Source organism: Mesorhizobium sp. M0030 (assembly GCF_040323695.1).
Taxonomy (GTDB): domain Bacteria; phylum Pseudomonadota; class Alphaproteobacteria; order Rhizobiales; family Rhizobiaceae; genus Mesorhizobium.
Genome location: NZ_JAMYVE010000012.1, coordinates 197,106 through 221,618 on the forward strand (window position 1 = coordinate 197,106; position 24,513 = coordinate 221,618).

A 24,513-nucleotide genomic window follows, 5' to 3' on the forward strand; every position below is an offset into this window, starting at 1 on the left:
GAAAGGCCACCTTGCGGTGGCCTTTCCTGAAGGAGATCAGCCGCTTAGAGCGAAGAGGTGATCTGCAGTTCGCTGGCGCCATCGAGCGCGTAGACGTCGTCGCGGAACTGCACGACGCCCGGACCCGTCGACCAGGCCGACACATAGAGGAAGTGGACCGGAACCGGGTTGACGACCTGCACCGGCGTGTTCTCGCCGGTCTTGATGGTCGCCTCGAAATGCTGGCGATCCCAGCCGGGTGTGTCGCGCAGGATCCATGTGACGAGGTCGCGCACGTTCTGGACACGCACGCAGCCCGAGGAATCGAAGCGCATCATCTTGCCGAACAGGCTCTGCTGCGGCGTGTCGTGCATGTAGACGCCGTCGGGGCTGGGGAAGTTGATCTTCACCGAGGCCATGGCGTTGCCGGAACCCGGATCCTGGCGGAAGCGGTATTTTGCGGCATCATCCGTCGACCAATCGACAGTCATCGGATCGACTTCGCTGCCATCCGGCGCAAACAGGCGGATATGGCTGTCCTTGAGATAGTCGGGGTTCTTCCGCATCAGCGGAATGATGTCCTTGCGCACGATCGAGACCGGCGCGTTCCAGTAGGGATTGACGATGATCTCGTTGATCTTGGAATTGACCACCGGGGTCTGGCGGTCGATCTTGCCGACGATTGCGGTGTGGCGCAGCACGACGCGATCGTTCTCGACCGCCTCGATCTGTGCCGCCGGGATATCGACCAGCACATAACGGCTGCCCAGCGTGCCGGCCTTTTCGCGCAGGCGCTCCAGATTGGTCTGCAGCTGACCGAGGCGGATCTGCGCCGAAACGTTCATCGCGGCATAGGTGTATTTGCCCATGGCGCCGTCGGCCGGCAGGCCATGGCGCGCCTGGAAGCGCTTGACCGCGGCGTCGACATAGGAATCGAACGACGTCGAAATGCCGGCGCTCTGCGCCAGGTCGCCCGAAACCATCAGCCGCTTGCGCAGCGGCACCACGTCCGGATCGTCGACGCCAAGCTGCAGCTTCTTTGTCGCCGGCACCTCGCCCCAGCCGCCCTGGGCGACGATGTTCTGATACTGCGCCACAGCCTGTTCGGTGAAGGCGACCGTCTGCAGGCTGAAGATCGGCAGCGTCGAGGCGACCTTGCCGCCTTCCGAGGCGCGGGCATCGAACTGGTCGTCCCAATTGCCGCGGTTCGACGATTTCAGGATATCATCGATGACATCCTGCGCGCTGGCGGCATTGGCAACCATGGCCACGGCGAGCGCGGAAGCTCCGGAAAGAAAAAAGCGGCGGCTGGTTCTCATGGACGTTCCAGACATTCTTGTCGTGTTTGGCTTGTAGCGTTTGGCTGTTGCAGCGTTCGGCTACGTGCTCGATGTTGGGCGATATCGCCCGCACTCTAAAGTTGGCACTGTTAACAATTAGCCAACCATGACCTGCGTCACCTGGCCGTCAAAAGCGGACCGCGATGCGACATTACAGGCGCGCGAACAGCTTTCGCCGCCGCATCACCCGCATCCCCGCTTCCACCGCGAATATGGCGGCAACGTGGCTTACGACGAATTTGGAAGCGCCGGCGGCTCGAAAAGAAAAGGCCGGTGCTTTTCGGCACCGGCCTGTTGGCTGAGACTTTCCTCCGGCCGCGCTTCTTCCGGCGCAGCTGCTATTCAATGGCCCGCTGATTACATCCGGTAGGCGATGGTGTCGTTCCAGAAGCGATCCAGGCGCTGCAGCGCGCGGTTCATCTGCTTGAACTCTTCGCTGTTGATGCCGCCGACCTGTTCGATCGAGCCGACATGGCGCTCATAGAGACCGGCGACGACTTCGGCCACTTCATTGCCCTTCGGCGTCAGCGAGACGCGGACCGAACGGCGGTCGATGCGCGAGCGCTGGTGGTTGATGAAGCCGAGATCGACCAGCTTCTTCAGATTGTAGGAGACGTTCGAGCCGAGATAGTAGCCACGCGAGCGCAGCTCGCCGGCGGTCAGCTCGGAGTTGCCGATGTTGAACAGAAGCAGCGCCTGGATGGCATTGATGTCGGAACGGCCATTGCGGTCGAACTCGTCCTTGATCACGTCAAGCAGACGGCGATGCAGACGCTCCACCAGCTGCAGCGATTCCATGTAAAGCGAACGGATAGCCTCGCGGCGATCGTCGGATACGTTGGCGGTCTTCGCCGCCGGACGCGAATTGATCATTGTCTTTGCCTCTCGTTTGTCGCCTGGTGATTTTTTGTTTTTCACCTTGATTGCGACACTATCGAATACTCATAAAATTCGACTTAAACGCTAGGGCTAACAAGAGCTTACCGGTAATAGGTTTCGCAAGACGCTTAACGAACGGTCACCCGAGCAAGGATAATTAACCTAAAGATTTACCCAATGGCTGCGGGGCGGCGTTTCAGGCGCGAGCGGGGCGCTTGCGCATCCAGATGACAACGCGGAAGGCGATGTAGAGCAGTGCGACCGCGGCATGCGAGAAGACGATGAGCGGCCGGTGGCCGTACAGATCGGGGAAGCCGGCATACATGATGGTCTCGGTGACAGCACAGATGAACCAGATCACCGGGCCCCACGACGCCAGCATCCAGAGGCCGGCGGCGGCGAAGGGGAAGAACACGGCCAGCATCACCGCCACGACCTGCCAGTGCACCGGCATCAGGTCGAAGCGCCACAGCGGGCCGGGATAAAAGCCGATCAGCCGGATCCAGTACAGGATGCCGAACAGCAGGCAATAGCCCGCTATGACGCGCTGGAACCAGGCGAAGATGATCTCGACACCCGAGGGCTGCAGCACGATGCGCCGCGACGTGACCTCGCTCACAGTTCGAGCTCCCGTTCGAGCGGCGCGAAATAGGCGTCCACCGAAGCAGCGTCGACCTCGGCCAGGCTTGCCGGCCGCCACTGCGGCGTCGAACCCTTGTCGACGAGGACGGCGCGGATGCCTTCATAGAAGTCGTGCCCGGCCAGCATGCGGTTGAGGATGCGGAACTCCATCTTCATGCAGGCTTCCATCGACAGCGTCAGCCCGGCGCTGATCTGGCGCCACGCGACATTAAGGCTGGTCGGCGAGCGGGTGCGGATGGTGGCCAGCGTCTTGGCGGCAAACTCGTCGGCGCCTGCCGCCCGCTCCAGGCTCTCGAGGATTTCGGCGAGCGAGGGTTGGGAAAAATGCCGGGCGATGGCTTCCAGCACCGGCTGGGCGGTTTCGCGCCTGGCCGGCACGAAGAAGCCGCGCAGGACCGATTCCGGATCGCCATTGGCGCAGAGCCGGTCGAGAAAGGCAGCCTGGTCGGCGGCCTTGATGGTGTGGGTGGCCAGGCCCGACCATAATGCATCGCCATAGCGGATGCGGTTGCCGGTCAGCGCCAGATACATGCCGAAGCTGCCGCCGAGGTCAGGCAGCAGATGGCTGCCGCCCACGTCGGGGAAGAAACCGATGCCGACTTCGGGCATGGCGAACTGGGCGTTCTCGGTCAGCACGCGCTGCGAGCCGTGGAAAGAGATGCCGACGCCCCCGCCCATCACGATCCCGTCGATCAGCGCGACATAGGGCTTTTTGTAACTGTTGATGCGGGCGTTGAGCCGGTATTCGTCGGCGAAGAACTCGACCGGCGGCTTCCCGGCGCGGGCCTCGTAGACGTGCATGATGTCGCCGCCGGCGCAAAACGCTCTGCCCTCGGCTTTGACGACGACGACATCGACGCCGGTATCGCGTTCAAAAGCGTCGAGCGCCTTGTCCAGCGCCTTGATCATGCGATGTGTCAGCGCATTGAGCGCCTGCGGCCGCGTCAGCGTGACGACGCCTGCCTTGCCCAACCGTTCGAAGCGGATCTCGTCGCCGCCGCCAAAGTCCATCGTCAGAGAATCCCTCCCCGCGCCTGCGGGACTGAAGTGCTAAAGGTGGCGCATGGGTGCGTCAACCGGCGGGCGCGGTTTGGATTTTCGCAAGGCAACGCGACCGTGCTTTGCCCCCGACAGAAATGCGCGCAAAATTGCCGGGCAAACAGCCTTTCTTCTGATGCAGGGACAAACGCATGACGCTTGAAACCGCAGCGCCGAGCCATGGCTGGGAGATGCCGAAAAAGTTCGACCCGGATGATGTTCTCAGCCGCCCGCTGATGGCCAATCTGGCGACCGTGACCGCTGACGGCGCGCCGCGCAACGCGCCGATGTGGTTCATCTGGGAGGACGCTGCGATCTGGCTACTCGGCTCGACCGGCGCAAGTGCTGTCAAACACCTCGAACGTGACCCGCGCTGCGCCGTGGAGATCGTCCATTTCGACAATGAGGCCGGCATCCTGCTGCATCTCGGCCTGCGCGGCGTCGCCACCATCGAAGCGATGGCGCCGAACCGCTTCAAACGGCTGCTGCACAAATATCTCGGCCCGGAGGCGACCTGGAACCGCTGGTTCATCGACAATGTGGCCGACATCGACCATCCGGACGGGCGCCTGATCCGGCCCGCCCCGGAGAGCATCTTCACCAACAATGTGTCGTTCTTCAAAACCGGCCCCGAGCTGGCGTGGCCGCCGAAGCCGTAAGCAGCGCGTTATCGACTGGCACAATCGTGTCGCATTGGTCAGAGGCAAGGCCTCGTGGTAAAAGCCGCCTCGACCCGGAGTTTTTGCGATGAACAAATTCACCCCCGCGACGAGCAACAAATTCGCACCGGCAAAGCCCGCCGGTGCGCGCAGCGTCGACGAGATCACCGGCAGCCGCCGCTTGCGGCGCATGCGCAAGGCCGACTGGTCGCGCCGCCTGGTGCAGGAAAACCGGCTTACCGTGGACGATCTGATCTGGCCGATCTTCGTGATCGACGGCAAGAACACGCGCGAGCCGATCGCCGCCATGCCCGGCGTCTTCCGCCTGTCGCTGGACCTCGCCGTCAAGGAGGCCGAGCGGGCCGCTAAGCTCGGCATTCCGGCGATCGCCACCTTCCCCAATGTTGAACTCAGCCTGCGCGACCAGACGGGATCGCACATCCTCGACCCGGAAAACATCATCAACCGCGCCACCCGCGCCATCAAGGACGCAGTGCCCGAGATCGGCATCATCACCGATGCCGCGCTCGATCCGTTCACCTCGCACGGCCATGACGGCATCTTGCGCGACGGCATCATCGTCAATGACGAGACAGTGGAACAGGTGACCGCCGCGGCCGTCATCCAGGCAGCGGCCGGCGCCGACATCATCGCGCCGTCCGACATGATGGACGGCCGCATCGGCGCCATCCGCGACGCACTCGACGCCAACGGTTTTTCGGATGTGGCGATCATGTCCTATGCGACGAAATTCGCCTCCGCCTTCTACGGCCCCTACCGCGAGGCGGTCGGCACCGCCGGCCTGCTCAAGGGCGACAAGAAGACCTACTATCTCGACCACGCCAATTCCGACGAAGCGGTGCGCGAGGCCGAGCAGGATATCGCCGAGGGCGCCGACATGCTGATGGTCAAGCCCGGCCTGCCCTATCTCGACATCATCCGCCGGCTGAAGGACGAGTTCCAGATGCCGACCTTCGCCTACCAGGTGTCAGGCGAATATTCGATGATCAAGGCGGCGGCCGCCAATGGCTGGATCGACGGCGAAAAGGCAATGCTGGAGAGCCTGCTCGCCTTCAAGCGCGCCGGCTGCGACGGCATCCTGACTTACTTCGCTCCGGAAGTGGCGCAAATGCTGAAGGGATAAATTCACTCCAGCACATAACTCTCTTTGACATTTCTTGTTTCGAAGTCCAGCCGACCACGCCCGCAAACCGACATGTCTTGGAACAAGTCGGGCTTCTTGATGCCTGCTTCGACACAGGCTTCTCTCAATTTGGCGGTGCAAATGACGATGCCCATGTTCTTCTGTTTGAAGATATGCGCATCGCCAACAATCTCCTCCTTGAAATAGAAGCACGCGCCTCCGGCGCGGTCGTAGTGGACGCCTCCATTCTCGCCGATCAAAAGCCTAAACTTCGACGATTCGAGATCAACGGCATCAATCTTGCGAACGATGTCGCAAAGGTAGTGCTTTGGTTCGATCGGCTTTCCGCTCAAATAGAATACGTCGCAGTCGTTAAACACGACCCCATCGGGGTCGACTGACTGCAGAACTTCCTTCAGGCGCTCGGATACAAGCCAGTAACAATGAAAATCTTCTAAGTCTTTTGGTGGCCTGCAATAGGCTGTCGCTTCAGGCCGTAGCCTGGGCGTCTCCGGGTACTCAGGAAAGCCGTATCCCCCAAACTCCGTCGGCCCGAGCAGTATGCGGGGTGGCGGCACCAAAGCTTGGGCGTTTTCCAGCTGAAGACAATGGGACCCGCCGCGATATGTCGGTCCGATCTGGAAGAATTTTCCATGTTTCTTGAATTTCGCCTCTTTGCGGAAAACCCGCTCTGGGACTTGAGCTGGCCTATTCTGCGGGCGGTTCCGGTTGGCAAACAGTTTTGCAATGAGTGAAATAATGGTCACGTGCGCGCCTGCTCAGTTTACCGACTTTCGAGTTCAAGACTAAATCGCGTGAGAGTACCCGTCCACCTGCTTCGCGCCCGAAGTGGCGCAAATGCTGAAGGGTTAGCCGGAACCCTGATACACCGGGTTCCGGCTTTTCCTCACGCCTTCGGCAAATAAGGGATCGTTCCAGCGAGATCGGTATCGTCGATCAGTTGGAAGCGGCTGTCGCTGCCCTTCCGGCGCTCCGCCACAAACGGGGCGTATTGCGGATCGTTGGTGAAGGCCTCGGCTGCCTTTGCCGACGGAAACGCCATGATGGCGATCAGGCTGGTGTCGAGCGGCTTGCCCTCCAGCGTCTTCACATTGCCGCTGCGGGCGAGATACTTGCCGCCATGCTTGTGGACGAGGTCATGCACCGAAGCGGCATAGGCCGGCACCCATTTGTCGTCCTTCACCTTGATGTCTGCGATCACGTAAGCGGTCATTGTCCAACTCCTCATGGATCGGCACCGGACTGCCCGGTGACGTGACCGCTGCCTCGCATGGCGGCGCCGGACCGCTCCAGTCACAGAACTGTACCGGGGGTGCCAGTACAGCTTCTGTACTGGCTGAACTCAGGTTTTCTGAATAAGGTCCGGTAACATCTTTTGGAGCTCACCACATGACACAAGCCGGTTACAAGCAATTCTGCCCGCTCTCCATGGCGGCGGAGCTGTTGTGCACACGCTGGACCATGGTGCTGTTGCGCGAACTGGTGGCGGGATCGACCCGCTTCAACGATTTGCGCCGCGGCGTGCCGAAAATGTCGCCAACCCTTCTGTCGCAACGGCTTAGGGATCTCGAAGCGGGAGGCATCGTCGAGCGGACCGAGATCGCGACCGAGAAGGGCGTGTTCGAATACCGGCTGACCGAGGCGGGCCGGGATTTGCGCCCGGTTGTCGAGGCGATGGGGTTTTGGGGCCAGAAATGGGTCGAGGCCAGGCTGTCGCTCAAAAACCTCGATCCGTCGCTGCTGATGTGGGACATGCGGCGCAATCTGAACCCCAGTCCGCTGCCGGACGGGCGCACCGTGATACAATTCCTGTACCATGACCTGCCGGCGTCAAAACGATCGTGGTGGCTGATCGTCGAAAAGCAGGGCGAGGTCGATCTTTGCTGGTACGATCCGGGCTTCGACGTCGATCTCTACGTCTCGACCGATCTGTGCACCATGACCTCGATCTGGATGGGGCTGACGACAGTTCACAAGGAACGCGACAAGATCAGCCTGACCGGCGATCTCGACGTCGCCGGCAAGATGCAGATCTGGCTTGGGCTCAGCCCGTTTGCGGTGATGCCGAAGCGCGTGGCGGCTTGAGGTCCCTGCGCATTCCACAGATCGCTTGCCTCTAAAAATACTAGTTGCAAAATGCAATCAGTTTGAATACTGATTGCAAATCACAACTGGTCACCAAAGGGAGTCTTCCATGTCCAAACTGCGCGTCAATGCCTCCACCTTGTCGCTCGACGGTTTCGGCGCCGGTCCTGACCAGGACCTGCAAAATCCGCTCGGCGTTGGTGGCGAAGATCTGCACAAATGGATGACCGGCACCCGCACCTTCCACGAGATGGTCGGCAAGGATGGCGGCACCACCGATGTGGACGACCGGTTCACCATCGGCAGCTTCCACAATGTCGGCGCCTGGATCCTCGGCCGCAACATGTTCGGCCCAATCCGCGGCGAATGGCCGGACGAGAGCTGGAAAGGCTGGTGGGGCGACAACCCGCCCTATCATGTGCCGACCTTCGTGCTGACCCATCACAAGCGCGACCCCATTGCGATGGAAGGCGGCACCGTTTTCCACTTCGTCACCGGCGGCATCCACGCCGCGCTCGAACAAGCAAAGGCCGCGGCCGGCGGCAAGGATGTCCGCGTCGGCGGCGGCGTTTCCACCATCCGGCAATATCTGCAAGAGAAGCTCATCGACGAGTTGCATCTGGCGGTGTCGCCAGTGTTGCTCGGGAGGGGCGAGAGCCTGTTTGCCGGGCTGGATATGCTGAAGCTGGGTTACCAGTGCACCGAGCAGGTGGCGACAGCGCTCGCCACGCATGTGACGATCAAGCGGGTGTAGTGGCGAAGTGATAGGCGCAGGCTTCTTTCTCCCCGTTCTACGGGGAGAAATGCCCGGCAGGCAATGAGGGGCAGCGCTGCTTTGGAGGTTAGCAGCGTCCGACGGCTGTGAATTCGTCGCCGGAGCTGCCCCTCATCCGCCCTTCCGGCACCTTCTCCCCGTGAAACGGGGAGAAGGAAAAGTGCTCAATACTTCTCCGGCACGTAAAGCTCGCGCGGCAGGACCTGGCGCTCGTACTCCGGGTTGAACACCCGCTCGGGCAGCGTGATTTCTTCGTGCGGCACGTCCTCATAGGGCAGCTGTTTGAGGAGATGGTCGATGCAGTTCAGCCGCGCCCGCTTCTTGTCGTTGCCTTCGACGATGTACCACGGTGCCTCTGGGATGTTGGTGCGGGCAAACGTCTCTTCCTTGGCCTTGGTGTACTGCTCCCAGCGCACGCGCGACTGCAGGTCCATCGGCGACAGCTTCCACTGCTTCATCGGGTCGTGGATGCGCATCATGAAGCGCATCTGCTGTTCCTCGTCGGTGATCGAGAACCAGTATTTGACCAGCGTGACGCCGGAGCGGACCAGCATGCGCTCGAACTCCGGCACATCGCGGAAGAACTCTTCGACCTGATCGGGTTCGGCAAAGCCCATCACCCGCTCGACGCCGGAGCGGTTGTACCAGGAGCGGTCGAACAGCACGATCTCGCCGCCGGCCGGCAGATGCGGCACGTAGCGCTGGAAATACCACTGCGATTTTTCGCGCTCGGTCGGCGCCGGCAGCGCCACGACGCGGCAGATGCGCGGGTTGAGGCGCTGGGTGATGCGCTTGATGACGCCGCCCTTGCCGGCGGAATCGCGTCCTTCGAAAACCACCACCAGCTTCTTCTTGTGGTAGGCGACCCAGGACTGCAGCTTGATCAGTTCCGACTGCAAGCCGATCAGGTCGCGGAAATACTGCATGCGGTCGATCGACGGCGGATGCGCGTTCTTGTAGATCTTGGAGATCTCCAGCGACAGCGCCGGCTCCGACATTTCAAGCTCATAGTCCTCGTCGAGCATGTCGGCGAGTTCGGCTTCCAGCCAATCCCTGGCCGGAGAATTCTGCTTCAACTCGGTCATTTCGACTGCTCCGCTTGCCGGCTGACATGAAACCCTGAGCCGACTCGATATAGGCCGCCAATGACGGTTTTATTGCAAGCCGCCGGCCAGCCGGTGATCACTGCAAACCAGCGAGCATTGCCGATCCATTGCCCTGGGATGGCGACAAGCCGCTCAAATTGTCCTACAAATGGCGGACCCGTTCGGGCTTCCCCGCCCTTTCCTGCTAAAACCGCCTCCCCACCAAAACTACGAGGATCTGACATGGAATACCGCACGCTTGGCCGTTCCGGCTTGAAAGTTTCGGCGCTGACCTTGGGAACCATGACCTTCGGCGGCAGCGGGCCGTTCGCTGCCGTCGGCAATTCCGATCTCGCGGAGGCCTCGCGCATCATCGACACTTGCATCGATGCCGGCATCAATCTCATCGACACCGCCAATGTCTATTCGAACGGATTGTCGGAAGAGATCATCGGCGAGGCGCTCGGCGGCAAGCGCAAGAACGACGTGCTGATCGCCTCCAAGGCGCGCATGCGGATCGGCAAGGGCCCCAATGACGAAGGCCTGTCGCGCCATCATCTGATCCGCGAATGCGAGAAGAGCCTGAAGCGCCTCAGGACAGATGTCATCGACATCTATTTCCTGCACGAATGGGATGGCGCGACGCCGCTCGAGGAAACCATCGCCGCGCTCGACACGCTGGTTGCCCAGGGCAAGATCCGCAATGTCGGCTGCTCCAACTATTCCGGCTGGCAGGTCATGAAGGCGCTGGGCATCAGCGACAGCCAGCACCAGCCGCGCTTCGTCACCCAGCAGATCCACTACACGCTGGAAGCACGCGAGGCCGAGTATGAGCTCTTGCCGATCTCGGTCGACCAGGGCCTTGGCGTTTTGGTGTGGAGCCCGCTCGCCGGCGGCCTCCTGTCGGGAAAATACCGCCGCGACAGCCCGACGGCGCGCCAGATCGGCGGCTGGTCGGAACCGCCGATCCGCGACGAAGACCGGCTGTGGCGGATCGTCGATGTGCTGGTCGATATCGGTGCGGCACGCGGCGTTTCGGCGGCCCAGGTGGCGCTGACCTGGCTGCTCGGCCGGCCAGCCGTCAGTTCGCTGGTGATCGGCGCACGCAACGAGGCCCAGTTGAAAGACAATCTCGCCGCGGCAAGCCTGACGCTGTCCTTTGATGAACGCCAGCGTCTCGATGCCGTCAGCCGGCCGCCGGTGCTCTATCCCTACTGGCACCAGCAGTTTACGGCGAAGGACCGCTTCGGCCCGGCCGATCTGGTTATGGACCGCAGCGTCATCTGACTTAAGGGCGCCGGAAGCCGCTAGCCCGCGATAAACCGCCAGACCTGCGGATCGGGCTCGATCTGGCCGCTGAGCACGAAATATTTGTAGAGCACGAGCAGGCAGATCGCCTGCTCGGCCCGCTCGTCGGCGAATTTGCGGCAATAGGCGTTGGCCGCCGCAACGATGCGCTGGGCCTCGGCCGGATGCTGCTCGAGATGATGCACCCGCTCGGCCAGATCGCTGAAGTCGGGCGCCAGCGGCACATAATGGACATCGGGCTCGAGCTGCCCCTCGGCGAACCAGGTCTCGTAAGTCGGCGGCGGCATCAGGCAGAGCGAGTTCGAGCTCATGATCCATTTCAGATTGGTCGCGACATCATTGCCTTCGAGCGAGATAATGTAGCGGTAGCGGCGCTGCTGATCGATGCTGAGATAGGGCTTGCGGTATTCCGCCGGTGCTGTCGCCCTCGGCGTGCCGACATCGCAGAACGGCAGATTGCGGGCTGCATCCAGCAACAAGGTGCGGATCGGATTGTTGAGTTCGCCGCGCCAAACGACGAGCGGATGTTTGTCGGCGAAGGCGACATCGTCGGCCGGCATGTGGAAATGGCGGAACTTGTTCAACTTGAACAGGACGCCGTTGCTGTTGTCGCCGGCTATCGGCCGGTCCTTGACGATCGACGGCATCTTCGGCACTTCGATGACGTCGCCGAATTCCAGGTCGATGCGCAGATCTGGGTCGAAATAACGGGTGAACTCCTTCAGATCGTAATAGTACATGCTGCGGTCCGACGGCAGCCGGCTGACCGGCACGGCCTCGGGGCTGGAGCTAAAAGGCTCCCGCAGCGTGTTGTAGTAATTGAGCCGCTGGCGGACCGATGCGTCGGAAAGCCTGGCCTGATCGAGCAGCCGGCCGAGCCGGCGCCGGAAAAGAACCGGCGGCGCGATGTCGCGCATGGCGTTGCGCGCATAGTAGATCAGCTTCTGTGCGTTTCTTTGAAGCGTGGCCATCGGTCGTTTTGATTCGAAATCGGTCGGCGGCGGCTCCAGCAACTGTCCCGCAGCCTTTTCTAAACCATTGTGTTCGCCATCACGCAAGTCCAGAACCGCTGGCATCTGCCCTCGCGGCGCTGTTGTGTTTGCCGGCCAATGCTTCTAGGCAGGATCAGGCACAGCGAAAGGAAACGATATGGCTCGACCACCGAATTACGGTCAGGAACGCAAAGAGCGCGACCGGCAGAAGGCCGCCAAGAAGGCGGAGAAGCTCGCCGCCAAGGTCGCGGCCAAGGAGCGCGCCGAGCCTGAGAACGAGGCAAGTTCGAAAACCGACACCGAGACAGAAAAATAGGCAAGACAGGATCACCGGCCCGCGAAACGGGCCGGATCCTGGCAAAATGCCGGTCTGATCAGGCCGATGTGATCAGGCCGGGGCCTTGTCGCTGACGAAGACGTTGACCTCGCGCGCGGCGGCGATGAAGGCGCGTCTTGCAATCATCGCCGGCTTGTCGCCGGCCAGCGCGTCATGGCAGGCCTGCAGCGCTTCGCGGTGCTTGGGGCTGCGCTTGCCGGGCCAGCTGTTGAGCAGGTAATCGGAAGCCTCGCGCACCGTACGCAAGAGCTGAGTGCTTCCCTCCGTGCCCGACTTAACGGTCACGGGTGTTTCAAATCGGTTGTTTTCCATGGCCGCCTTTTACGCCATCGGCGTCCGCGAAGCGAGGCCGAAAGCGGATCGCGACGGCATTCTTTCGTTTTCGTGACCAGTATCAAGCGGCGACGACGGCAAAACCCCTGGCGCGTAGGCCGCGCCGGTCATTGTGCAACGACGTCACCAGGCGGGCGCGGCTGCCGGCTATATGGGCGGAAAGTCGCGCCGCCGCCGCATCGGCATCGCCGGCCCGCACCGCTGCCAGAATGGCGTGATGCTCGCTCCAGGCGCGGCCAAGGGCCGCCTCGTCGCGCACCTCCAGCCAGCGCGCCCGCGACAGCCGCGTCATGGCATCGCGCACGGCCCGAAACAGGAACTCGTTGCCGGAGAGCCGCGCCAGTTCGATATGGAAATCCATGCCGACGCGGTGCCATTCCTCGCGCGGCGTGGCAGTGTCGCAGGAGTCCAGCATCGCCTCGATGACATCGGCTGCGCTCCTGTCGGCCAGCGCCGAAGTCAGCCTGACCGCCGCGACCTCGACCGCTTCGCGGTACACCGCGATCTGTTCCAGTTCGGCAAGGTTGATCGGCGACACGGTCCAGCCGCGCCCGTCACGGCAGATCAGCCCTTCCGTCTCCAGCCGCAGCAGGGCTGCCCTGACCGGCGTGCGCGAGGCGCCGAAGCGGCTCTCGATCCAGCGCTCCGTCAGCCGCTCGCCAGGACCGACCTCGAGGCCAAGGATCATCTCGCGAAGCGCTTTTTCGACGATCTGCATCTGCGACATAGTTGCTTCCATTGCTGGCGATCGGCCTTGCCCGTTGGTCTTGCCGATCACATTGAGAGCGCCTGATTGACAGCAGCCGGGCTTTGCGTCCATGAGGTACCAAGTTGGTATCCCAAAATGGTATCCGCAGCAAGCGGACAGGACAGGACATGCCGCAGGACAGTGCAGCGCAGGCCGCCGAAGCGCCTTCCACCTACAACATTCATTGGCGGCGCAACCTGCTCGTGTGCTTTGCCGGATCGTTCAGCACGCTTGTGGCGATGACGCTGTTGCTGCCGTTCCTGCCGCTCTATGTCGAACAGCTGGGCGCCCTGGGCCACGCGGCGATCGTGCAATGGTCCGGCATCGCCTTCGGCGCCACCTTCCTTGCCGCGGCCCTTGTCGCACCGCTGTGGGGGCGGCTCGGCGACCGCTACGGCCGCAAGGTGATGCTGGTGCGCGCCAGTTTCGGCATGGCGATCTGCATGTCGCTGACCGGCATGGTGCAGACCGTCTGGCAATTGGTGCTTTTGCGCCTGTTGATCGGCTTTGCCGGCGGTTATTCCTCAGGCTCGACGATCCTTGTCGCCATGCAGACGCCGAAGGAGCGCTCCGGCTGGGCGCTTGGCGTGCTGTCGGCCGGCATCACCGCAGGCTCCCTGGTCGGCCCGTTGCTTGGCGGCGCGCTGCCGCCATTGATCGGTATTCGCGCCACCTTCCTCATCGCGGGCGGCGTCATTTTCCTGGCGGCGCTGGCGACGACGTTCCTGATAAAGGAGATGCCTCGCCCGCCAGTACAGGCAAAACGCGAGGAGAAACCAAAGGGAAGTTGGGCGCAGATCCCCGACAAACGCCCTGTCGTGGCCATGCTGGCGACCGGCATGCTGTTCACCTTCGCCAACATGTCGATCGAGCCGATCATCACCGTTTACGTCCAGCAACTGGTCGCGGAGGCAAGCCGGGTGACCCTGGTCTCAGGTGTCGTCATGTCGGCGGCGGCGCTGGGCGCCATCCTGTCGGCGTCACGGCTGGGCAAACTCGCCGACCGCATCGGCCACTGGAACGTCATCGTCGCATCGCTGGCCGTCTCGGCGCTGCTGTTGATACCGCAGGCCTTCGTCACCGAGAGCTGGCAGTTGGTCGGGCTGCGGTTCCTTATGGGTCTGGTGCTGGGCGGGCTGTTGCCCTGCATCACCAGCGTCATCCGCCACAATGTTCCCGATGGGGTCGGCGGCAATGTGCTGGGCCTGGCAATCTCGGCGCAATATGTCGGCCAGGTTGCGGGGCCGCTGCTGGGCGGCTTCGTCGGCGGCCATTTCGGCATGCGCGCGGTGTTTCTCGGCACGTCGTTGCTGATGGCGGGCGGTGCCGCGTATAATTGGCTGGCCCAGGCGCGCCGCACGCGCGACATGCTGGCGATATCGGAAAAATCCTGACAGACAGGTCGCGCCGCCTATCGTCAATCACGGAGCCCGAGACATGAGCATCGCCGAGTCAGCACCAGCAAACAGCGCGCGCATCCTCGTTTTCGCCGGCGGCATTGCCGGCGCGGCGGGCGTGGCGCTGTCGGCGGCATCAGCGCATCTCGGCGGCGCCTTCGTCGGCACGGCCGCATCCTTCCTGCTCATGCATGCGCCGGTGTTTTTGGCCGTCGGCCTCGCCGGCGCAAACCGGATCTTGCGGATCGGCAGCCTGGTGCTGCTCGTCGGGCTTGTTCTGTTCTGCGGCGATCTGCTGGCACGGGATTTCGTGGGATCGCGGCTGTTCCCGATGTCGGCGCCGATCGGCGGCACCTTGCTCATCGCGGGCTGGCTGGTGATCGCGGCCTCGGCGCTCGTGCGGCAACGGTCCTGACGAGCCAAGAACCCTGTCCCATCAGATATCACACGAGGCTTAATCCTGCCGGTTTTGCGGCAGCAGGTCGCGGTTGCGCTTGGCAGACTTGGTCGGCCGCCGCCTTTCCGGCTGCTCCGTGGCAGGCGAGATACCCCAGTAATTGCGATAAATGTCTTCGAACAGATGCTTCACGGGATGCATGTTCGTCTCCTCTTCAAGAACTTGAATCGATCCAATCAGCTGGCACGAAAATGCCGGGGCCGATCAGCTGCGCTTGCGTTTCACAAGGTATTGCAGGTCACGCCTCCACGGCCCGACCTTGTCGCGGCGCCTGCGGGTGGCGGCGTCGGAGACTATGCCCCAATCATTGCCGTAGATGTCTTCGAACAGATAATTCACGGGATGCACGGCACCCTCCTCTTGAATCGATCCAAGTTATACTTGGTGAATCCCTTGGATCGATTCAAATATAGACCCTCTCCGCCGTCCGATCAAGGGAAAATTTGAACCGATCCAACGAAAGTGCTAAACAGGCTCCGGTTCAGGAGACGAAAATGACGGCATTGACCTCCGGCAAGACGAGACCAGTGCGGCTTGCCGACATCGCCAAGGCGGCCGGGGTCTCGCACGGTACCGCGTCCAACGTGTTCGCTCGCCCGGAAATCGTGCGCGAAGAGGTCCGCGAGCGGGTCAAGGCGGCGGCGGAAGCGATGGGCTATGCCGGCCCGGATCCCAAGGGCCGGCTGCTGCGCGCCGGCAAGGTCAACGCCATCGGCGTGGCAACGGCGGAACCATTGTCCTATTTCTTCGACGATCCCTTTGCCCGCGTCATGATGGCCAGCATTTCGCAGGCCTGCGACGCCACCGGCGCCGGAATTTCGCTGGTCTCGGCCGCCAACAGCGAGCAGCTCGCCTGGAACATCCAGAGCGCCCTGGTCGACGGCTTCATCGTGTTCTGCATCGAGGGTGGGTCGCGGCTGGTCGAACTGGCGCGCGAACGCAAACTGCCTTTCGTGGCGCTTGATCTCGATTCGGAAAATGAGGCGGTCGCTGCGATCGGCGTCGACAACGTCGCCGGCGCGGGTCTGGCGGCGCGCCATCTGGCCGAGTTCGGCCATCGCAGCTTTGCCGTACTCGCCCTGGAATCTGCCGACGCTGGCTTTGGTCCCGTCACGCAGGAGCAAGTCGAGACGACATCCCTCTACTCGGGCACACGCGACCGTCTGCGTGGCTATTTCGGCGAGCTCTCCCGCTTCGGCATCGACGTCTCGCAAGTGCCAATCTACGAAACCCTCAATGACGAGGCGAGCGTTCGGGCCGGCCTCGATCATATTTTCGCGCTGCCGCAGACGCCGACGGCAATCCTGGCCATGTCGGACAAGATCGCGCTGCATGCGCTCGACTGGCTGCGCGAGCGTAACATTGCCGTGCCGGGCGATGTGTCAATCGTCGGCTTCGACGGCGTGCCGGAAGGCGCCGACTCCGAGCCGCCACTAACCACTGTCGCCCAGCCGATCGCCGAGATGGGCCGGCTGGCCGTCAAGGCGATCCTCGAAAATGACGGCTCGCAGCACCGGCAATTGCTGCCGGTCGATCTTGTGGTGCGGGGGTCGTCCGGCCCCTCGCCTGCTAGCTAGGCGGCTGATGTGGGATCATCGGCTTAGCCTTGGCATCGCGGGCATGCCGAAGGTCTGGTGAACGGCTGGCGCTTCTTTGCGAACCGGCTTTTTGCCCAAGCCGATGCCGGACAGCCACTCAAGATAGAAGGCGAGCGCGAATTGCATGGCGATGCCGGCCGAAATCAGCAAGACGTCATAGGCAAAGCCGCCCGGATTGATCAGCTTCATCACCTGCGCCGCCATGGCGATCAGCGTGCCGGCGAGGAACACCGGCAAGGAGCGCTTGCCGAGCAGGGCAAGCGGATGGTCCGGGCTGAGACGGAACAGGTTCGTGAAAGCCGGCAGGGCGACGATCAGATAGCTCACCGCCAATATGTGCAGGAGCCGCGGCAGCGACAGGAACGTCTTGTCGAAGCCGCCGATCACCACGGGCAGGTTAAACCACGTTATCTCGCCCCAGAGCGGGCTGTGCACCCAGACCGCCGCTGCCGCGACATAGGTCGCCGCGGCGCCCACCAGCCAACGATTGACGGGAATTGTGCCGCCGCGCCTGACATGCAGCATGCCGGCAAGGCCGATGTTGAACAGGAATTGCCAGGACAGCGGGTTGAGGAACCAGAAGCCGGGCTCGGGATAGTTCGGCGGCGCGATCTGCCAGAGGCCGGCGACGAGCCACAGCGCGCCGGAAAAGACCAGCGCCGGCAGCGGCCGGTAGCTGACGAAGAGCAGGAAGAGCGGCGCCATCAACAGCAGCGCCGCATAGACCGGCAGGATGTTGTTGTAGCCAAGCTGGTGGCCGAGCGTGACAATGCCGATCATGACCTCCGGCGTGTTCTTCATCAGCGGCTCGATGTTGATCAGCTTGAGCAGTTCCGGCCGCCGGCCGAACACCGCCGCGGCGCAGAACAACGCCATCACAACCATGGTGGTGACGATGTGGGCGCTGTAAAGCACGCCGGCCCGGCGCCACATCTTCAACATCGCCAGCAGCCGGCCGCCCGGCTGGAACTTGGTGCCATATGCGAGTGCGACCGACATGCCGGAAATCAGCACGAAGGCTTCCGCCGCGTCCGAGAATCCGAAATTCTTGTAGGTCAGCGTTTCGAAGACGGTGCCCGGCACGTGGTCGATATAGATGGTCAGGAGTGCGAGCGCACGGAACACGTCAATGCGCGTGTCGCGATCGGGGATACGCGGAGCGCGATCGGCGATACGCGGAGCGCGATCGGCGATACGCGGGGCGCGATCGGGCGGGACTGGCAGGGTCATCGACAAAAGGCCTCAAAGGAGAGCAAGGATGCTCGCGTTGTTCATGCCGGGATGCGACCATCGGCGCACACCGCTTCGATTCCTCCCGCAGGGAGCATATCGGCGCAGAAACGGTCTGAAATGAGCCTGTTGCAATCACATTTGGCGGAGCGTGAAAATATTCCGTTTTGAAGCTGGCAAAGGACCAATGTCTCCGTGAAAACAACGAGATATGAGCGTGGATCGATATAGCGACGAGAACGCCTTTCTGCACCAGGATCTGGCCTTTCCCTACCGCCTCCTCAAGCCGGAGAATGCCGGCGGCGAGAGCCTGTTTTTACTGCACGGATCGGGTGTCGACGAAACGACGATGGTCCCGATTGCGAGGCAGATCGCCCCTAACGCCACGCTGGTCGCGGTGCGTGGCCGCATCCGCCAAGAAGACGGCTTCCGCTGGTTCGAGCGGATCACGCCGACCAGTTTCGAACAGGCGAGCATCCGTGCCGAAACATCGTACTTTGCCGCCTTCGCAAGCGAGGCCGCAAAGCGCCACGGGCTCGACCTCGCCCGGGCGACTTTCCTCGGCTATTCCAACGGCGCCAATCTGGTTTCCAGCCTGATGCTGCTCAACTCCGGCCTCGTCCGAAAAGCGGCGTTGCTGAGAGCAATGCCCGTGCTTGACGATGCGCCGGCAACCGATCTGACAGGAAGGCGCGTCCTGATTGTCGCTGGTGCCGCGGACGAGACCTACGGGCCGTTTGCGCCGCCACTGGTGAGGCTGCTCAACAAACATGGCGCCGAGGTCGATGCGCGCATCGTGCCTTCAGGTCACGAAATCGGCGACCCGGATGCCGCCATCGTCCGGCAATGGCTGGCGGGACCAGCATTGGTCGCACGCCAGGCAGGCTAAGAGACCTTGGTAGACCGCATCGGCGCCCGGCGGAACAGCTGAGCAGATGCTCGTCGCCTAGCCCTGTCCCATCCGGTTCCAAGCATCGAGCCCGGCGATCTTGTAGGCTTCGGCCAGCGTCGGATAGTTGAAGGTGTTGTTGACGAAGAAATCAACCGTGCCGCCGAGGTTGATCACCGCCTGGCCGATATGGATCAGTTCGGTGGCGCCTTCGCCGACGATGTGGGCGCCGAGCAGGCGGCGCGTTTCGACCGAGAACAGCAGCTTCAGAAAGCCGGAGTTGACGCCCATGATGTGGCCGCGCGAGGTTTCGCGGAACCGCGCCAGACCGACTTCATAAGCAGCGCCGCTCTCGCGCACCTGCTCCTCCGACTGACCAACGGTGGATATTTCCGGCACGGCGTAGATGCCATAGGGGAAGGTTTCCGGCGGCGGTGGCAGTTGCACGCCGAAGGCGTGGCAGGCGGCCACCCTGCCTTGCTCCATCGATGTCGAGGCAAGGCTGGGGAAACCGATGACGTCGCCGGTGGCATAGATGTTGGGCGCACTGGTCTGGAAGGTCTGCGGATCGACCTTGATGCGGCCCCGGGAATCGGCCTCGATGCCGACCACGTCGAGGCCGAGGCTGCCGAGATTGCCGCTGCGGCCGGCGGCGTAAAGCACGATCTCGGAGCGGATGGTGCGGCCATCGGCGAGCGTCACTTCGGCATAGTCGGGTTTTGAGACGATTTCCTTGACCGTACTGCCGAGGCGAATGGTCATGCCGCGGTCGCGCATCTGGTGGATGAAGTCGTCGACGATCTCGCGGTCGACGAAATCGAGGATGGTGTTGCGCGGCTCCACCAGCGTCACCGGCACGTCGAGCGCCGAAAAGATCGTCGCATATTCAACGCCGATGACGCCGGCGCCGATCACCGTCAGCGTGCGCGGCAGATGGTCGAGTTCCAGCATCTCATCGCTGTCGAAGACGCGGATCTTGTCGAAAGGCACGTCGCGCGGCCGGTGCGGCCTGGTGCCGACCGCGATCAGCGCATTGGTGAAACCAACCTCCGAGTAGTCGCCATTGTCTGCCGTCAGGCTGACCTTGTTTGGGCCGACGAATTTCGCCATGGCGCGCACGCTTTTGACGGCGTTGCGCATAAACTGGTGCTGCAGCACCTCGACCTCGTGGTCGAGCGTCTTGTGCAGCCGCTCGACCAGGTCGGCGATGGAGATGTCCTGCTTGACCCGGTAGCCGCGGCCGTAAAAGACCCGCTCGCGCCAGCCGGACAGGTTCAGCACCGTCTCGCGCAGCGTCTTCGACGGGATGGTGCCGGTGTGCACCGAGACGCCGCCGAGGCGCCGGCCCCTGTCGACCACCAGCACCGATTTGCCGAGCTTGGCCGATTGCACCGCGGCGCGGCGCCCGGAAGGGCCGCTGCCGATGACCAGCATGTCGTAATCCATGTAACCCCGTCCCCTCGGCGTCTTGTTGCGCCGCAGCAAGCTAACGCCATCCGTCCACCAAATTCAATCGGCTCAACCGCGTCACACTGCCGACCCGGACCGATGGACGAACCGATCTTGATTCCGCCCGCGGTCTTCACCATTTCAGTGGCGGCGCACCCTAGCGTGGCGCCTGTTGCGAGGACATGACATGAACGCGCGCGTACTTGACGGCGAAATCATCACCAGCAGGCTCGACGACGTCAGGGCCTATGACGGTGTGCGCACGCGGCGCATCCTGGCCTTCATCATCGACTATTGCATCGTGGCGCTGCTCACCATTCCGTTCGCGATCCTGGTGGCCGTGCTTGGCCTTTTGACATTCGGTCTTGGCTGGGCGCTGTATTCCATCCTCGTGCCGGCGGTCGCCATTCTCTACATCTGGAACACGCTGGGCGGTCGCAACCAGGCCACATCAGGCATGAAGATGATGGGCATTCGACTCGATCGTCTCGACGGCAGCCGTATCGACGGCCTCACCGCCGTTGTCCATTCGGTGCTGTTCTGGGCGAGCACGGTCATCCTGACGCCGCTCGTCCTCCTGGTGACGCTTTTTTCCGATCGCAAGCGCACACTGCACGACCTGCTGCTTGGCACGGTCGTCAGCCGCAGCGACCGTTGAACCGGCGTTCAACCGACGCCAACAGGCATTTGTGCGCAAATGTGAAGGGGTCCGTTCAACCCCGCCTTCACAATCCTGTTGAATTTTTCGCCAGCCAAGCCAAAGGTAGAGCGATTCGCAGGAGTGTTCCCAAGGTTCGATGACGCACCATCCGACCCAGTCGCCGCAGTTCTTCCTGACCGCGCCATCGCCGTGCCCGTATCTCGAGGGCCAGTTCGAACGCAAGGTGTTCACGCATCTGGTCGGCGACAAGGCGCCGGAGATGAACGACCTGTTGACGCAAGGCGGTTTCCGGCGCTCGCAGAACATCGCTTACCGTCCCGCCTGCGAGACCTGCCGCGCCTGCGTCTCGGTGCGCATCCTGGCGCAGGAGTTCACCGCCAGCCGCAACATGAAGCGGGTGATCCAGCGCAATTCCGATCTGATCGGCGCCATGCACGACGCGCAGCCGTCGACCGAGCAGTATTCGCTGTTTCGCGGCTATCTCGACGCTCGCCATCGCCGCGGCGGCATGTCCGACATGACGGTGCTCGACTACGCCATGATGGTCGAGGATACCCATGTCGACACCAAGGTGATCGAATACCGGCGCCGCGGCCCCGACACATTCATCACCGGCAAGGGCCAGGGCGAGCTGATCGCCGTGGCGCTGACCGACAAGATGGCCGATGGCCTGTCGATGGTCTATTCCTACTTCAATCCCGAGTTCGAGGACCGTTCGCTCGGCACCTTCATGATCCTCGACCATATCGCCCGCGCCCGGGCCATGGGCTTGCCCCATGTCTATCTCGGCTACTGGGTCAACGGCTCGCGCAAGATGAACTATAAAATGCGCTTCATGCCGCAGGAGCATCTCGGCCCGAAGGGCTGGGAACGCTACGACCACGAAGCGGTCACGCGCTGATTTTTCTTCTTACCAGATCCTGATCTAAACATTTTCAGCCGAGACGATGCTGGTCTTCCGCCCGTTGGCGGGGCGATTGCGCCGACCGGCATCTGCTCAACTCATTGCGAAGCCGTTGCATGTCCTCTCACAATGCCCACACCAAAGGACTTCTGCTCACCGCGCTTGGCGGGCTGGCGCTGACCATCGACATTCCCCTGATCCGGCTCGCCCATGGCGAAGCCTGGACGATCCTTTTGCTGCGCACCGGCTGCACCTTCGTGGCAGGGCTGATCGTATGGGCCATCTGGCGCTCGTTCAGCAAGAATGCTCCGCAGCTGATACCCGGCTGGTCGGGGCTCGTGGTCGCCACACTCTACGGGCTCGGCGCAATCGCCTTCATCACTGCCGTCTACAACACCTCGACCGCCAATCTGGTTTTCATCCTGGCCTTCTCCACCATGTTCTCGGCGCTGCTGTCGTGGCTGTTCCTGAAGGAGCGACCGCAGCCGCTGACGCTTGCGGCAATGGCGCTGATGATCGTCGGCATCGCGATCATCGTCGGCGATTCCGTCGGTACGGGAAATCTGTTCGGCGATGTGATGGCGCTGTGTTCGGCCTTGGCGATTGCCTGCGCAATCACCGTTTCACGCGCCAGCGGCAGGGATATGGGATTCACCGCGCTGACCGGCGTCCTGCTGCCGTTCGGGCTGGCGGCGCTCATGGTCTCCAGGACCGGTTCCAGGTGGAAGCGCCATGGTGGATCGTTTTCAACGGCGCCGTCATCATGCCGTTCGCCTTCTTCTGCCTGGCCAATGGGCCGAAATACATTTCAGGCCCGGAAGTGGCGATGTTCTATCTCCTGGAAACGGTTCTGGCGCCGGTCTGGATATGGATGATCTTTGCCGAGGCGCCGTCGCGCAACAGCCTGATCGGCGGCGTGATCCTGATCGTCACGCTGGTCGCGCATTCCCTGTGGCAGTTGCATGAAGGGCGCAAGCGCCGGGCAGCGCCCGCCGTCGCTTACCCAGCCTGACTTTTCTTCGCCGGGCCGGCGACAATCTCGATCTGCGGCGGCCCGCCTTCGAGCTCGGCCGCCCCGTCGGGAACGGTTTCTTCGGCCAGTTCCACCTCGCGCAGCCATTCGCGCCATATCGCCACCAGCAGCGCCATCAGCACGGGGCCGATGAACAGGCCGAGAAAGCCCATCGTCTTGACGCCGCCGATCAGGCCGAAAAAGGTGGGCAGGAAGGGCAATTTGATCGGTCCGCCGACCAGCTTCGGGCGCAAGGTCTTGTCGACGATGAACAGTTCCACCGCGCCCCAGATGAACAGCGCCAGACCCGCCATCGGCGAGCCGCTGGCGGCGAGGTAGATCGACACAAGCGTAAACGACAGCGGCGCGCCGCCGGGGATCAGCGCCATCACGCCGGTCAATGCGCCCAGCGTCACCGGCGACGGCACCCCGGCCAGCCAGTAGGCGATGCCGAGCACCAGCCCCTCGCCGATGGCGATCACGGTCATGCCGGTAACGGTCGAGGAAATGGTCGCCGGCACGACGCGCGAAATCCGCTCCCAGCGCGTCGGCAGGATGCGTTCGCCGAGCCGGTCGATCTGGCTGGCAAAGTGTTCGCCGTCGCGGTAGGCGAAGAACAGCGCGATCATCATGAACAGCAGCGTCAGCAACAGGCCGAAGGCGCTGCCGCCGGCAGCCAGCACGCCGCGATAGATGCTGCCGATATTGGCGCCGCTGACCAGCTGGATCAGCTCGCCGATGCCGCCGGGATGGCCGAAATTGTCGATCCACTGTTCGTTCAGCCACTCGCCGACGACAGGCAGCGAGGTGATCCAGTGCGGTGTGACCGCGCCGTGCCTGTTGGTCTCGATCGCCCAGCCCACCCATTCGCGGACCTCGTTGATGGCGTAGGTGCCGGCGAGCGCTATCGGCACCACCAGGAAGGCGAGGATGAACAGGATGGCGAGCGTCGCGGCGACGGTGCGGTTACCGCCGACACCGGCAAGCAGCCGGCGGTAGAGCGGCCAGCTGGCAAAAGCAATGACGAGGGCTGCCAGCACGGGAAACAGGAACCCGTGGAAGAAATAGACGCCGGCGGCGACGATCAGCACCAACAGCCAGCGCGCAGCCGACAGCGGCGGAATGACGGCGGATCGCAACGGTGTCGACAGGCCGAACAGGCGCTGCTGACGTTCCGGCTTCTGGATCTTCGCTTCCTTCAAACGGTCAATTCTCCCCAGCCTACACAGCGTTTATGCACTGTTATAGTGCCGCAATCGTGACGATAGTCCAAATGGTTGGTGAAGCTGCCAATCTCCCCCCTTGTGGGGGAGATGTCCGGCAGGACAGAGGGGGGCGCGAAGGATCGCCAGCCTGGCACCCCACATTGAAGACCCAAGAGTTGCGACCGAGTGGCGAGCCATGACCATTTGATGCGCTGGCGGGACAGCGCCCCCCTCTGGCCTGCCGGCCATCTCCCCCACTTGGGGGGAGATCAGCAGCTTCAACCAAATTTCCCGGTCCGCGGGAATCCCTTCGGCACCATGCGACCGGCCGACGCTCTCGCGCCGA

Annotated in this window: 27 protein-coding genes and 1 pseudogene; 13 read left to right on the forward strand and 15 right to left on the reverse strand. The window is 62.6% G+C overall.

From position 1 onward, the window contains the following. Positions 1 to 44: 44 nt before the first annotated feature. From NKJ80_RS23365 to NKJ80_RS23380, 4 genes are all read right to left on the reverse strand, one after another. Positions 45 to 1,298: a L,D-transpeptidase family protein gene (locus tag NKJ80_RS23365; RefSeq protein WP_023682396.1), complete on the reverse strand. Its 1,254-nt coding sequence runs from the start codon at positions 1,296 to 1,298 to the stop codon at positions 45 to 47. A gap of 378 nt (positions 1,299 to 1,676) precedes the next feature. Continuing rightward, positions 1,677 to 2,192 carry a transcriptional regulator LdtR gene (ldtR, locus tag NKJ80_RS23370; protein WP_023672997.1) on the reverse strand — a complete coding sequence of 172 codons (516 nt, stop codon included), beginning with the start codon at positions 2,190 to 2,192 and terminating at the stop codon, positions 1,677 to 1,679. 202 nt (positions 2,193 to 2,394) lie between these two features. Next, a complete protein-coding gene (locus tag NKJ80_RS23375; protein WP_023682398.1) occupies positions 2,395 to 2,817 on the reverse strand; it encodes a DUF6163 family protein in 423 nt (140 codons plus the stop codon). Then, positions 2,814 to 3,851 carry an enoyl-CoA hydratase/isomerase family protein gene (locus NKJ80_RS23380; RefSeq protein ID WP_023689512.1) on the reverse strand — a complete coding sequence of 346 codons (1,038 nt, stop codon included), beginning with the start codon at positions 3,849 to 3,851 and terminating at the stop codon, positions 2,814 to 2,816. The genes NKJ80_RS23375 and NKJ80_RS23380 overlap by 4 nt, the downstream gene beginning before the upstream one ends. Positions 3,852 to 4,030: 179 nt before the next feature. On the opposite strand from NKJ80_RS23380, the gene NKJ80_RS23385 reads away from it, so the two are divergent. Both NKJ80_RS23385 and hemB read left to right on the forward strand, forming a co-directional pair. After that, positions 4,031 to 4,537 (forward strand): pyridoxamine 5'-phosphate oxidase family protein, encoded by a 507-nt coding sequence (locus NKJ80_RS23385; protein ID WP_352498385.1) that lies wholly within the window; start codon positions 4,031 to 4,033, stop codon positions 4,535 to 4,537. 88 nt (positions 4,538 to 4,625) lie between these two features. Continuing rightward, positions 4,626 to 5,681 carry a porphobilinogen synthase gene (gene hemB / locus NKJ80_RS23390; RefSeq protein WP_352498386.1) on the forward strand — a complete coding sequence of 352 codons (1,056 nt, stop codon included), beginning with the start codon at positions 4,626 to 4,628 and terminating at the stop codon, positions 5,679 to 5,681. Positions 5,682 to 5,683: 2 nt separating this feature from the next. Here the strand turns inward: hemB and NKJ80_RS23395 are convergent, their stop codons facing one another. Together NKJ80_RS23395 and NKJ80_RS23400 are read right to left on the reverse strand one after the other, a co-directional pair. Next, the gene (locus tag NKJ80_RS23395) at positions 5,684 to 6,448 is read right to left on the reverse strand and encodes an imm11 family protein (RefSeq protein ID WP_023713510.1); all 765 of its coding nucleotides are present in this window, start codon (positions 6,446 to 6,448) and stop codon (positions 5,684 to 5,686) included. 140 nt (positions 6,449 to 6,588) lie between these two features. Next, positions 6,589 to 6,915 (reverse strand): DUF1330 domain-containing protein, encoded by a 327-nt coding sequence (locus NKJ80_RS23400; protein WP_023673003.1) that lies wholly within the window; start codon positions 6,913 to 6,915, stop codon positions 6,589 to 6,591. A 176-nt stretch (positions 6,916 to 7,091) separates the two neighbouring features. Here NKJ80_RS23400 and NKJ80_RS23405 point away from each other — a divergent pair, with 176 nt between their 5' ends. Together NKJ80_RS23405 and NKJ80_RS23410 are read left to right on the forward strand one after the other, a co-directional pair. Beyond that, the gene (locus tag NKJ80_RS23405) at positions 7,092 to 7,787 is read left to right on the forward strand and encodes a winged helix-turn-helix transcriptional regulator (protein ID WP_023697455.1); all 696 of its coding nucleotides are present in this window, start codon (positions 7,092 to 7,094) and stop codon (positions 7,785 to 7,787) included. Positions 7,788 to 7,896: 109 nt separating this feature from the next. Then, positions 7,897 to 8,541, forward strand: coding sequence for a dihydrofolate reductase family protein (locus NKJ80_RS23410; protein ID WP_352498387.1), 645 nt, complete (start codon positions 7,897 to 7,899; stop codon positions 8,539 to 8,541). A 185-nt stretch (positions 8,542 to 8,726) separates the two neighbouring features. On the opposite strand, the gene ppk2 is transcribed toward NKJ80_RS23410, so the two are convergent. Next, the gene (gene ppk2, locus NKJ80_RS23415; RefSeq protein ID WP_023682405.1) at positions 8,727 to 9,647 is read right to left on the reverse strand and encodes a polyphosphate kinase 2; all 921 of its coding nucleotides are present in this window, start codon (positions 9,645 to 9,647) and stop codon (positions 8,727 to 8,729) included. A 243-nt stretch (positions 9,648 to 9,890) separates the two neighbouring features. Here ppk2 and NKJ80_RS23420 point away from each other — a divergent pair, with 243 nt between their 5' ends. Beyond that, on the forward strand, positions 9,891 to 10,934 hold the full coding sequence (locus NKJ80_RS23420) for an aldo/keto reductase (RefSeq protein WP_352498388.1): 1,044 nt from the start codon (positions 9,891 to 9,893) through the stop codon (positions 10,932 to 10,934). A 20-nt stretch (positions 10,935 to 10,954) separates the two neighbouring features. Here the strand turns inward: NKJ80_RS23420 and NKJ80_RS23425 are convergent, their stop codons facing one another. Then, positions 10,955 to 11,926, reverse strand: a complete 972-nt coding sequence (locus NKJ80_RS23425) for a glycosyl transferase family 90 (protein WP_352498389.1) — start codon at positions 11,924 to 11,926, stop codon at positions 10,955 to 10,957. Between the two features lie 178 nt (positions 11,927 to 12,104). Here NKJ80_RS23425 and NKJ80_RS23430 point away from each other — a divergent pair, with 178 nt between their 5' ends. After that, a complete protein-coding gene (locus NKJ80_RS23430) occupies positions 12,105 to 12,263 on the forward strand; it encodes a hypothetical protein (protein ID WP_023673009.1) in 159 nt (52 codons plus the stop codon). A gap of 72 nt (positions 12,264 to 12,335) precedes the next feature. Here NKJ80_RS23430 and NKJ80_RS23435 read toward each other — a convergent pair whose 3' ends face one another. Further along, the gene (locus NKJ80_RS23435) at positions 12,336 to 12,569 is read right to left on the reverse strand and encodes a DUF982 domain-containing protein (protein WP_245259900.1); all 234 of its coding nucleotides are present in this window, start codon (positions 12,567 to 12,569) and stop codon (positions 12,336 to 12,338) included. Positions 12,570 to 12,678: 109 nt separating this feature from the next. Beyond that, entirely contained in the window at positions 12,679 to 13,344 is a 666-nt protein-coding gene (locus NKJ80_RS23440; protein ID WP_023689520.1) for a GntR family transcriptional regulator, read from the reverse strand. A gap of 149 nt (positions 13,345 to 13,493) precedes the next feature. Here NKJ80_RS23440 and NKJ80_RS23445 point away from each other — a divergent pair, with 149 nt between their 5' ends. After that, positions 13,494 to 14,759, forward strand: coding sequence for a multidrug efflux MFS transporter (locus tag NKJ80_RS23445; RefSeq protein WP_023734152.1), 1,266 nt, complete (start codon positions 13,494 to 13,496; stop codon positions 14,757 to 14,759). A gap of 43 nt (positions 14,760 to 14,802) precedes the next feature. Beyond that, a complete protein-coding gene (locus NKJ80_RS23450; RefSeq protein ID WP_023673013.1) occupies positions 14,803 to 15,177 on the forward strand; it encodes a DUF423 domain-containing protein in 375 nt (124 codons plus the stop codon). Positions 15,178 to 15,216: 39 nt separating this feature from the next. Here NKJ80_RS23450 and NKJ80_RS23455 read toward each other — a convergent pair whose 3' ends face one another. After that, positions 15,217 to 15,360 (reverse strand): hypothetical protein, encoded by a 144-nt coding sequence (locus NKJ80_RS23455; protein WP_023673014.1) that lies wholly within the window; start codon positions 15,358 to 15,360, stop codon positions 15,217 to 15,219. A gap of 63 nt (positions 15,361 to 15,423) precedes the next feature. After that, the gene (locus NKJ80_RS23460) at positions 15,424 to 15,567 is read right to left on the reverse strand and encodes a hypothetical protein (RefSeq protein WP_023673015.1); all 144 of its coding nucleotides are present in this window, start codon (positions 15,565 to 15,567) and stop codon (positions 15,424 to 15,426) included. Between the two features lie 146 nt (positions 15,568 to 15,713). On the opposite strand from NKJ80_RS23460, the gene NKJ80_RS23465 reads away from it, so the two are divergent. Then, positions 15,714 to 16,796: a LacI family DNA-binding transcriptional regulator gene (locus tag NKJ80_RS23465; protein WP_023682412.1), complete on the forward strand. Its 1,083-nt coding sequence runs from the start codon at positions 15,714 to 15,716 to the stop codon at positions 16,794 to 16,796. 15 nt (positions 16,797 to 16,811) lie between these two features. On the opposite strand, the gene NKJ80_RS23470 is transcribed toward NKJ80_RS23465, so the two are convergent. Beyond that, entirely contained in the window at positions 16,812 to 18,047 is a 1,236-nt protein-coding gene (locus NKJ80_RS23470) for an OpgC family protein (RefSeq protein ID WP_352498390.1), read from the reverse strand. Positions 18,048 to 18,264: 217 nt separating this feature from the next. Here NKJ80_RS23470 and NKJ80_RS23475 point away from each other — a divergent pair, with 217 nt between their 5' ends. Then, entirely contained in the window at positions 18,265 to 18,936 is a 672-nt protein-coding gene (locus tag NKJ80_RS23475) for an alpha/beta hydrolase (RefSeq protein ID WP_023682414.1), read from the forward strand. A 57-nt stretch (positions 18,937 to 18,993) separates the two neighbouring features. On the opposite strand, the gene sthA is transcribed toward NKJ80_RS23475, so the two are convergent. Then, positions 18,994 to 20,382, reverse strand: a complete 1,389-nt coding sequence (sthA, locus tag NKJ80_RS23480) for a Si-specific NAD(P)(+) transhydrogenase (protein WP_352498391.1) — start codon at positions 20,380 to 20,382, stop codon at positions 18,994 to 18,996. 190 nt (positions 20,383 to 20,572) lie between these two features. On the opposite strand from sthA, the gene NKJ80_RS23485 reads away from it, so the two are divergent. The 3 genes and pseudogenes from NKJ80_RS23485 to NKJ80_RS23495 all read left to right on the forward strand — a co-directional run bounded on the left by NKJ80_RS23485 (position 20,573) and on the right by NKJ80_RS23495 (position 22,962). Continuing rightward, complete coding sequence (locus NKJ80_RS23485; RefSeq protein WP_023673020.1) at positions 20,573 to 21,043, forward strand: RDD family protein; 471 nt, start codon at positions 20,573 to 20,575, stop codon at positions 21,041 to 21,043. Between the two features lie 139 nt (positions 21,044 to 21,182). Beyond that, the gene (locus NKJ80_RS23490) at positions 21,183 to 21,947 is read left to right on the forward strand and encodes an arginyltransferase (RefSeq protein ID WP_023682417.1); all 765 of its coding nucleotides are present in this window, start codon (positions 21,183 to 21,185) and stop codon (positions 21,945 to 21,947) included. A gap of 119 nt (positions 21,948 to 22,066) precedes the next feature. Next, a pseudogene (locus NKJ80_RS23495) lies at positions 22,067 to 22,962 on the forward strand (DMT family transporter). On the opposite strand, the gene NKJ80_RS23500 reads toward NKJ80_RS23495, so the two are convergent. Then, entirely contained in the window at positions 22,950 to 24,164 is a 1,215-nt protein-coding gene (locus NKJ80_RS23500) for an AI-2E family transporter (RefSeq protein ID WP_023834259.1), read from the reverse strand. The pseudogene NKJ80_RS23495 and the gene NKJ80_RS23500 overlap by 13 nt on opposite strands. Between the last annotated feature and the right edge of the window lie 349 nt (positions 24,165 to 24,513).

Excerpts from the sequence above, each read along its gene's own strand:
- ppk2 (WP_023682405.1), bottom strand. The coding sequence starts at position 9,647 with ATGACCGAGTTGAAGCAGAATTCTCCGGCCAGGGATTGGCTGGAAGCC.
- NKJ80_RS23430 (WP_023673009.1), top strand. The coding sequence starts at position 12,105 with ATGGCTCGACCACCGAATTACGGTCAGGAACGCAAAGAGCGCGACCGG.
- NKJ80_RS23385 (WP_352498385.1), top strand. The coding sequence starts at position 4,031 with ATGACGCTTGAAACCGCAGCGCCGAGCCATGGCTGGGAGATGCCGAAA.
- NKJ80_RS23455 (WP_023673014.1), bottom strand. The coding sequence starts at position 15,360 with ATGCATCCCGTGAAGCATCTGTTCGAAGACATTTATCGCAATTACTGG.
- NKJ80_RS23440 (WP_023689520.1), bottom strand. The coding sequence starts at position 13,344 with ATGTCGCAGATGCAGATCGTCGAAAAAGCGCTTCGCGAGATGATCCTT.
- sthA (WP_352498391.1), bottom strand. The coding sequence starts at position 20,382 with ATGGATTACGACATGCTGGTCATCGGCAGCGGCCCTTCCGGGCGCCGC.
- NKJ80_RS23485 (WP_023673020.1), top strand. The coding sequence starts at position 20,573 with ATGAACGCGCGCGTACTTGACGGCGAAATCATCACCAGCAGGCTCGAC.
- NKJ80_RS23490 (WP_023682417.1), top strand. The coding sequence starts at position 21,183 with ATGACGCACCATCCGACCCAGTCGCCGCAGTTCTTCCTGACCGCGCCA.
- NKJ80_RS23380 (WP_023689512.1), bottom strand. The coding sequence starts at position 3,851 with ATGGACTTTGGCGGCGGCGACGAGATCCGCTTCGAACGGTTGGGCAAG.
- NKJ80_RS23425 (WP_352498389.1), bottom strand. The coding sequence starts at position 11,926 with ATGGCCACGCTTCAAAGAAACGCACAGAAGCTGATCTACTATGCGCGC.
- NKJ80_RS23465 (WP_023682412.1), top strand. The coding sequence starts at position 15,714 with ATGACGGCATTGACCTCCGGCAAGACGAGACCAGTGCGGCTTGCCGAC.
- hemB (WP_352498386.1), top strand. The coding sequence starts at position 4,626 with ATGAACAAATTCACCCCCGCGACGAGCAACAAATTCGCACCGGCAAAG.
- NKJ80_RS23405 (WP_023697455.1), top strand. The coding sequence starts at position 7,092 with ATGACACAAGCCGGTTACAAGCAATTCTGCCCGCTCTCCATGGCGGCG.
- NKJ80_RS23470 (WP_352498390.1), bottom strand. The coding sequence starts at position 18,047 with ATGACCCTGCCAGTCCCGCCCGATCGCGCCCCGCGTATCGCCGATCGC.
- NKJ80_RS23450 (WP_023673013.1), top strand. The coding sequence starts at position 14,803 with ATGAGCATCGCCGAGTCAGCACCAGCAAACAGCGCGCGCATCCTCGTT.
- NKJ80_RS23400 (WP_023673003.1), bottom strand. The coding sequence starts at position 6,915 with ATGACCGCTTACGTGATCGCAGACATCAAGGTGAAGGACGACAAATGG.
- NKJ80_RS23445 (WP_023734152.1), top strand. The coding sequence starts at position 13,494 with ATGCCGCAGGACAGTGCAGCGCAGGCCGCCGAAGCGCCTTCCACCTAC.
- NKJ80_RS23420 (WP_352498388.1), top strand. The coding sequence starts at position 9,891 with ATGGAATACCGCACGCTTGGCCGTTCCGGCTTGAAAGTTTCGGCGCTG.
- NKJ80_RS23410 (WP_352498387.1), top strand. The coding sequence starts at position 7,897 with ATGTCCAAACTGCGCGTCAATGCCTCCACCTTGTCGCTCGACGGTTTC.
- NKJ80_RS23365 (WP_023682396.1), bottom strand. The coding sequence starts at position 1,298 with ATGAGAACCAGCCGCCGCTTTTTTCTTTCCGGAGCTTCCGCGCTCGCC.
- ldtR (WP_023672997.1), bottom strand. The coding sequence starts at position 2,192 with ATGATCAATTCGCGTCCGGCGGCGAAGACCGCCAACGTATCCGACGAT.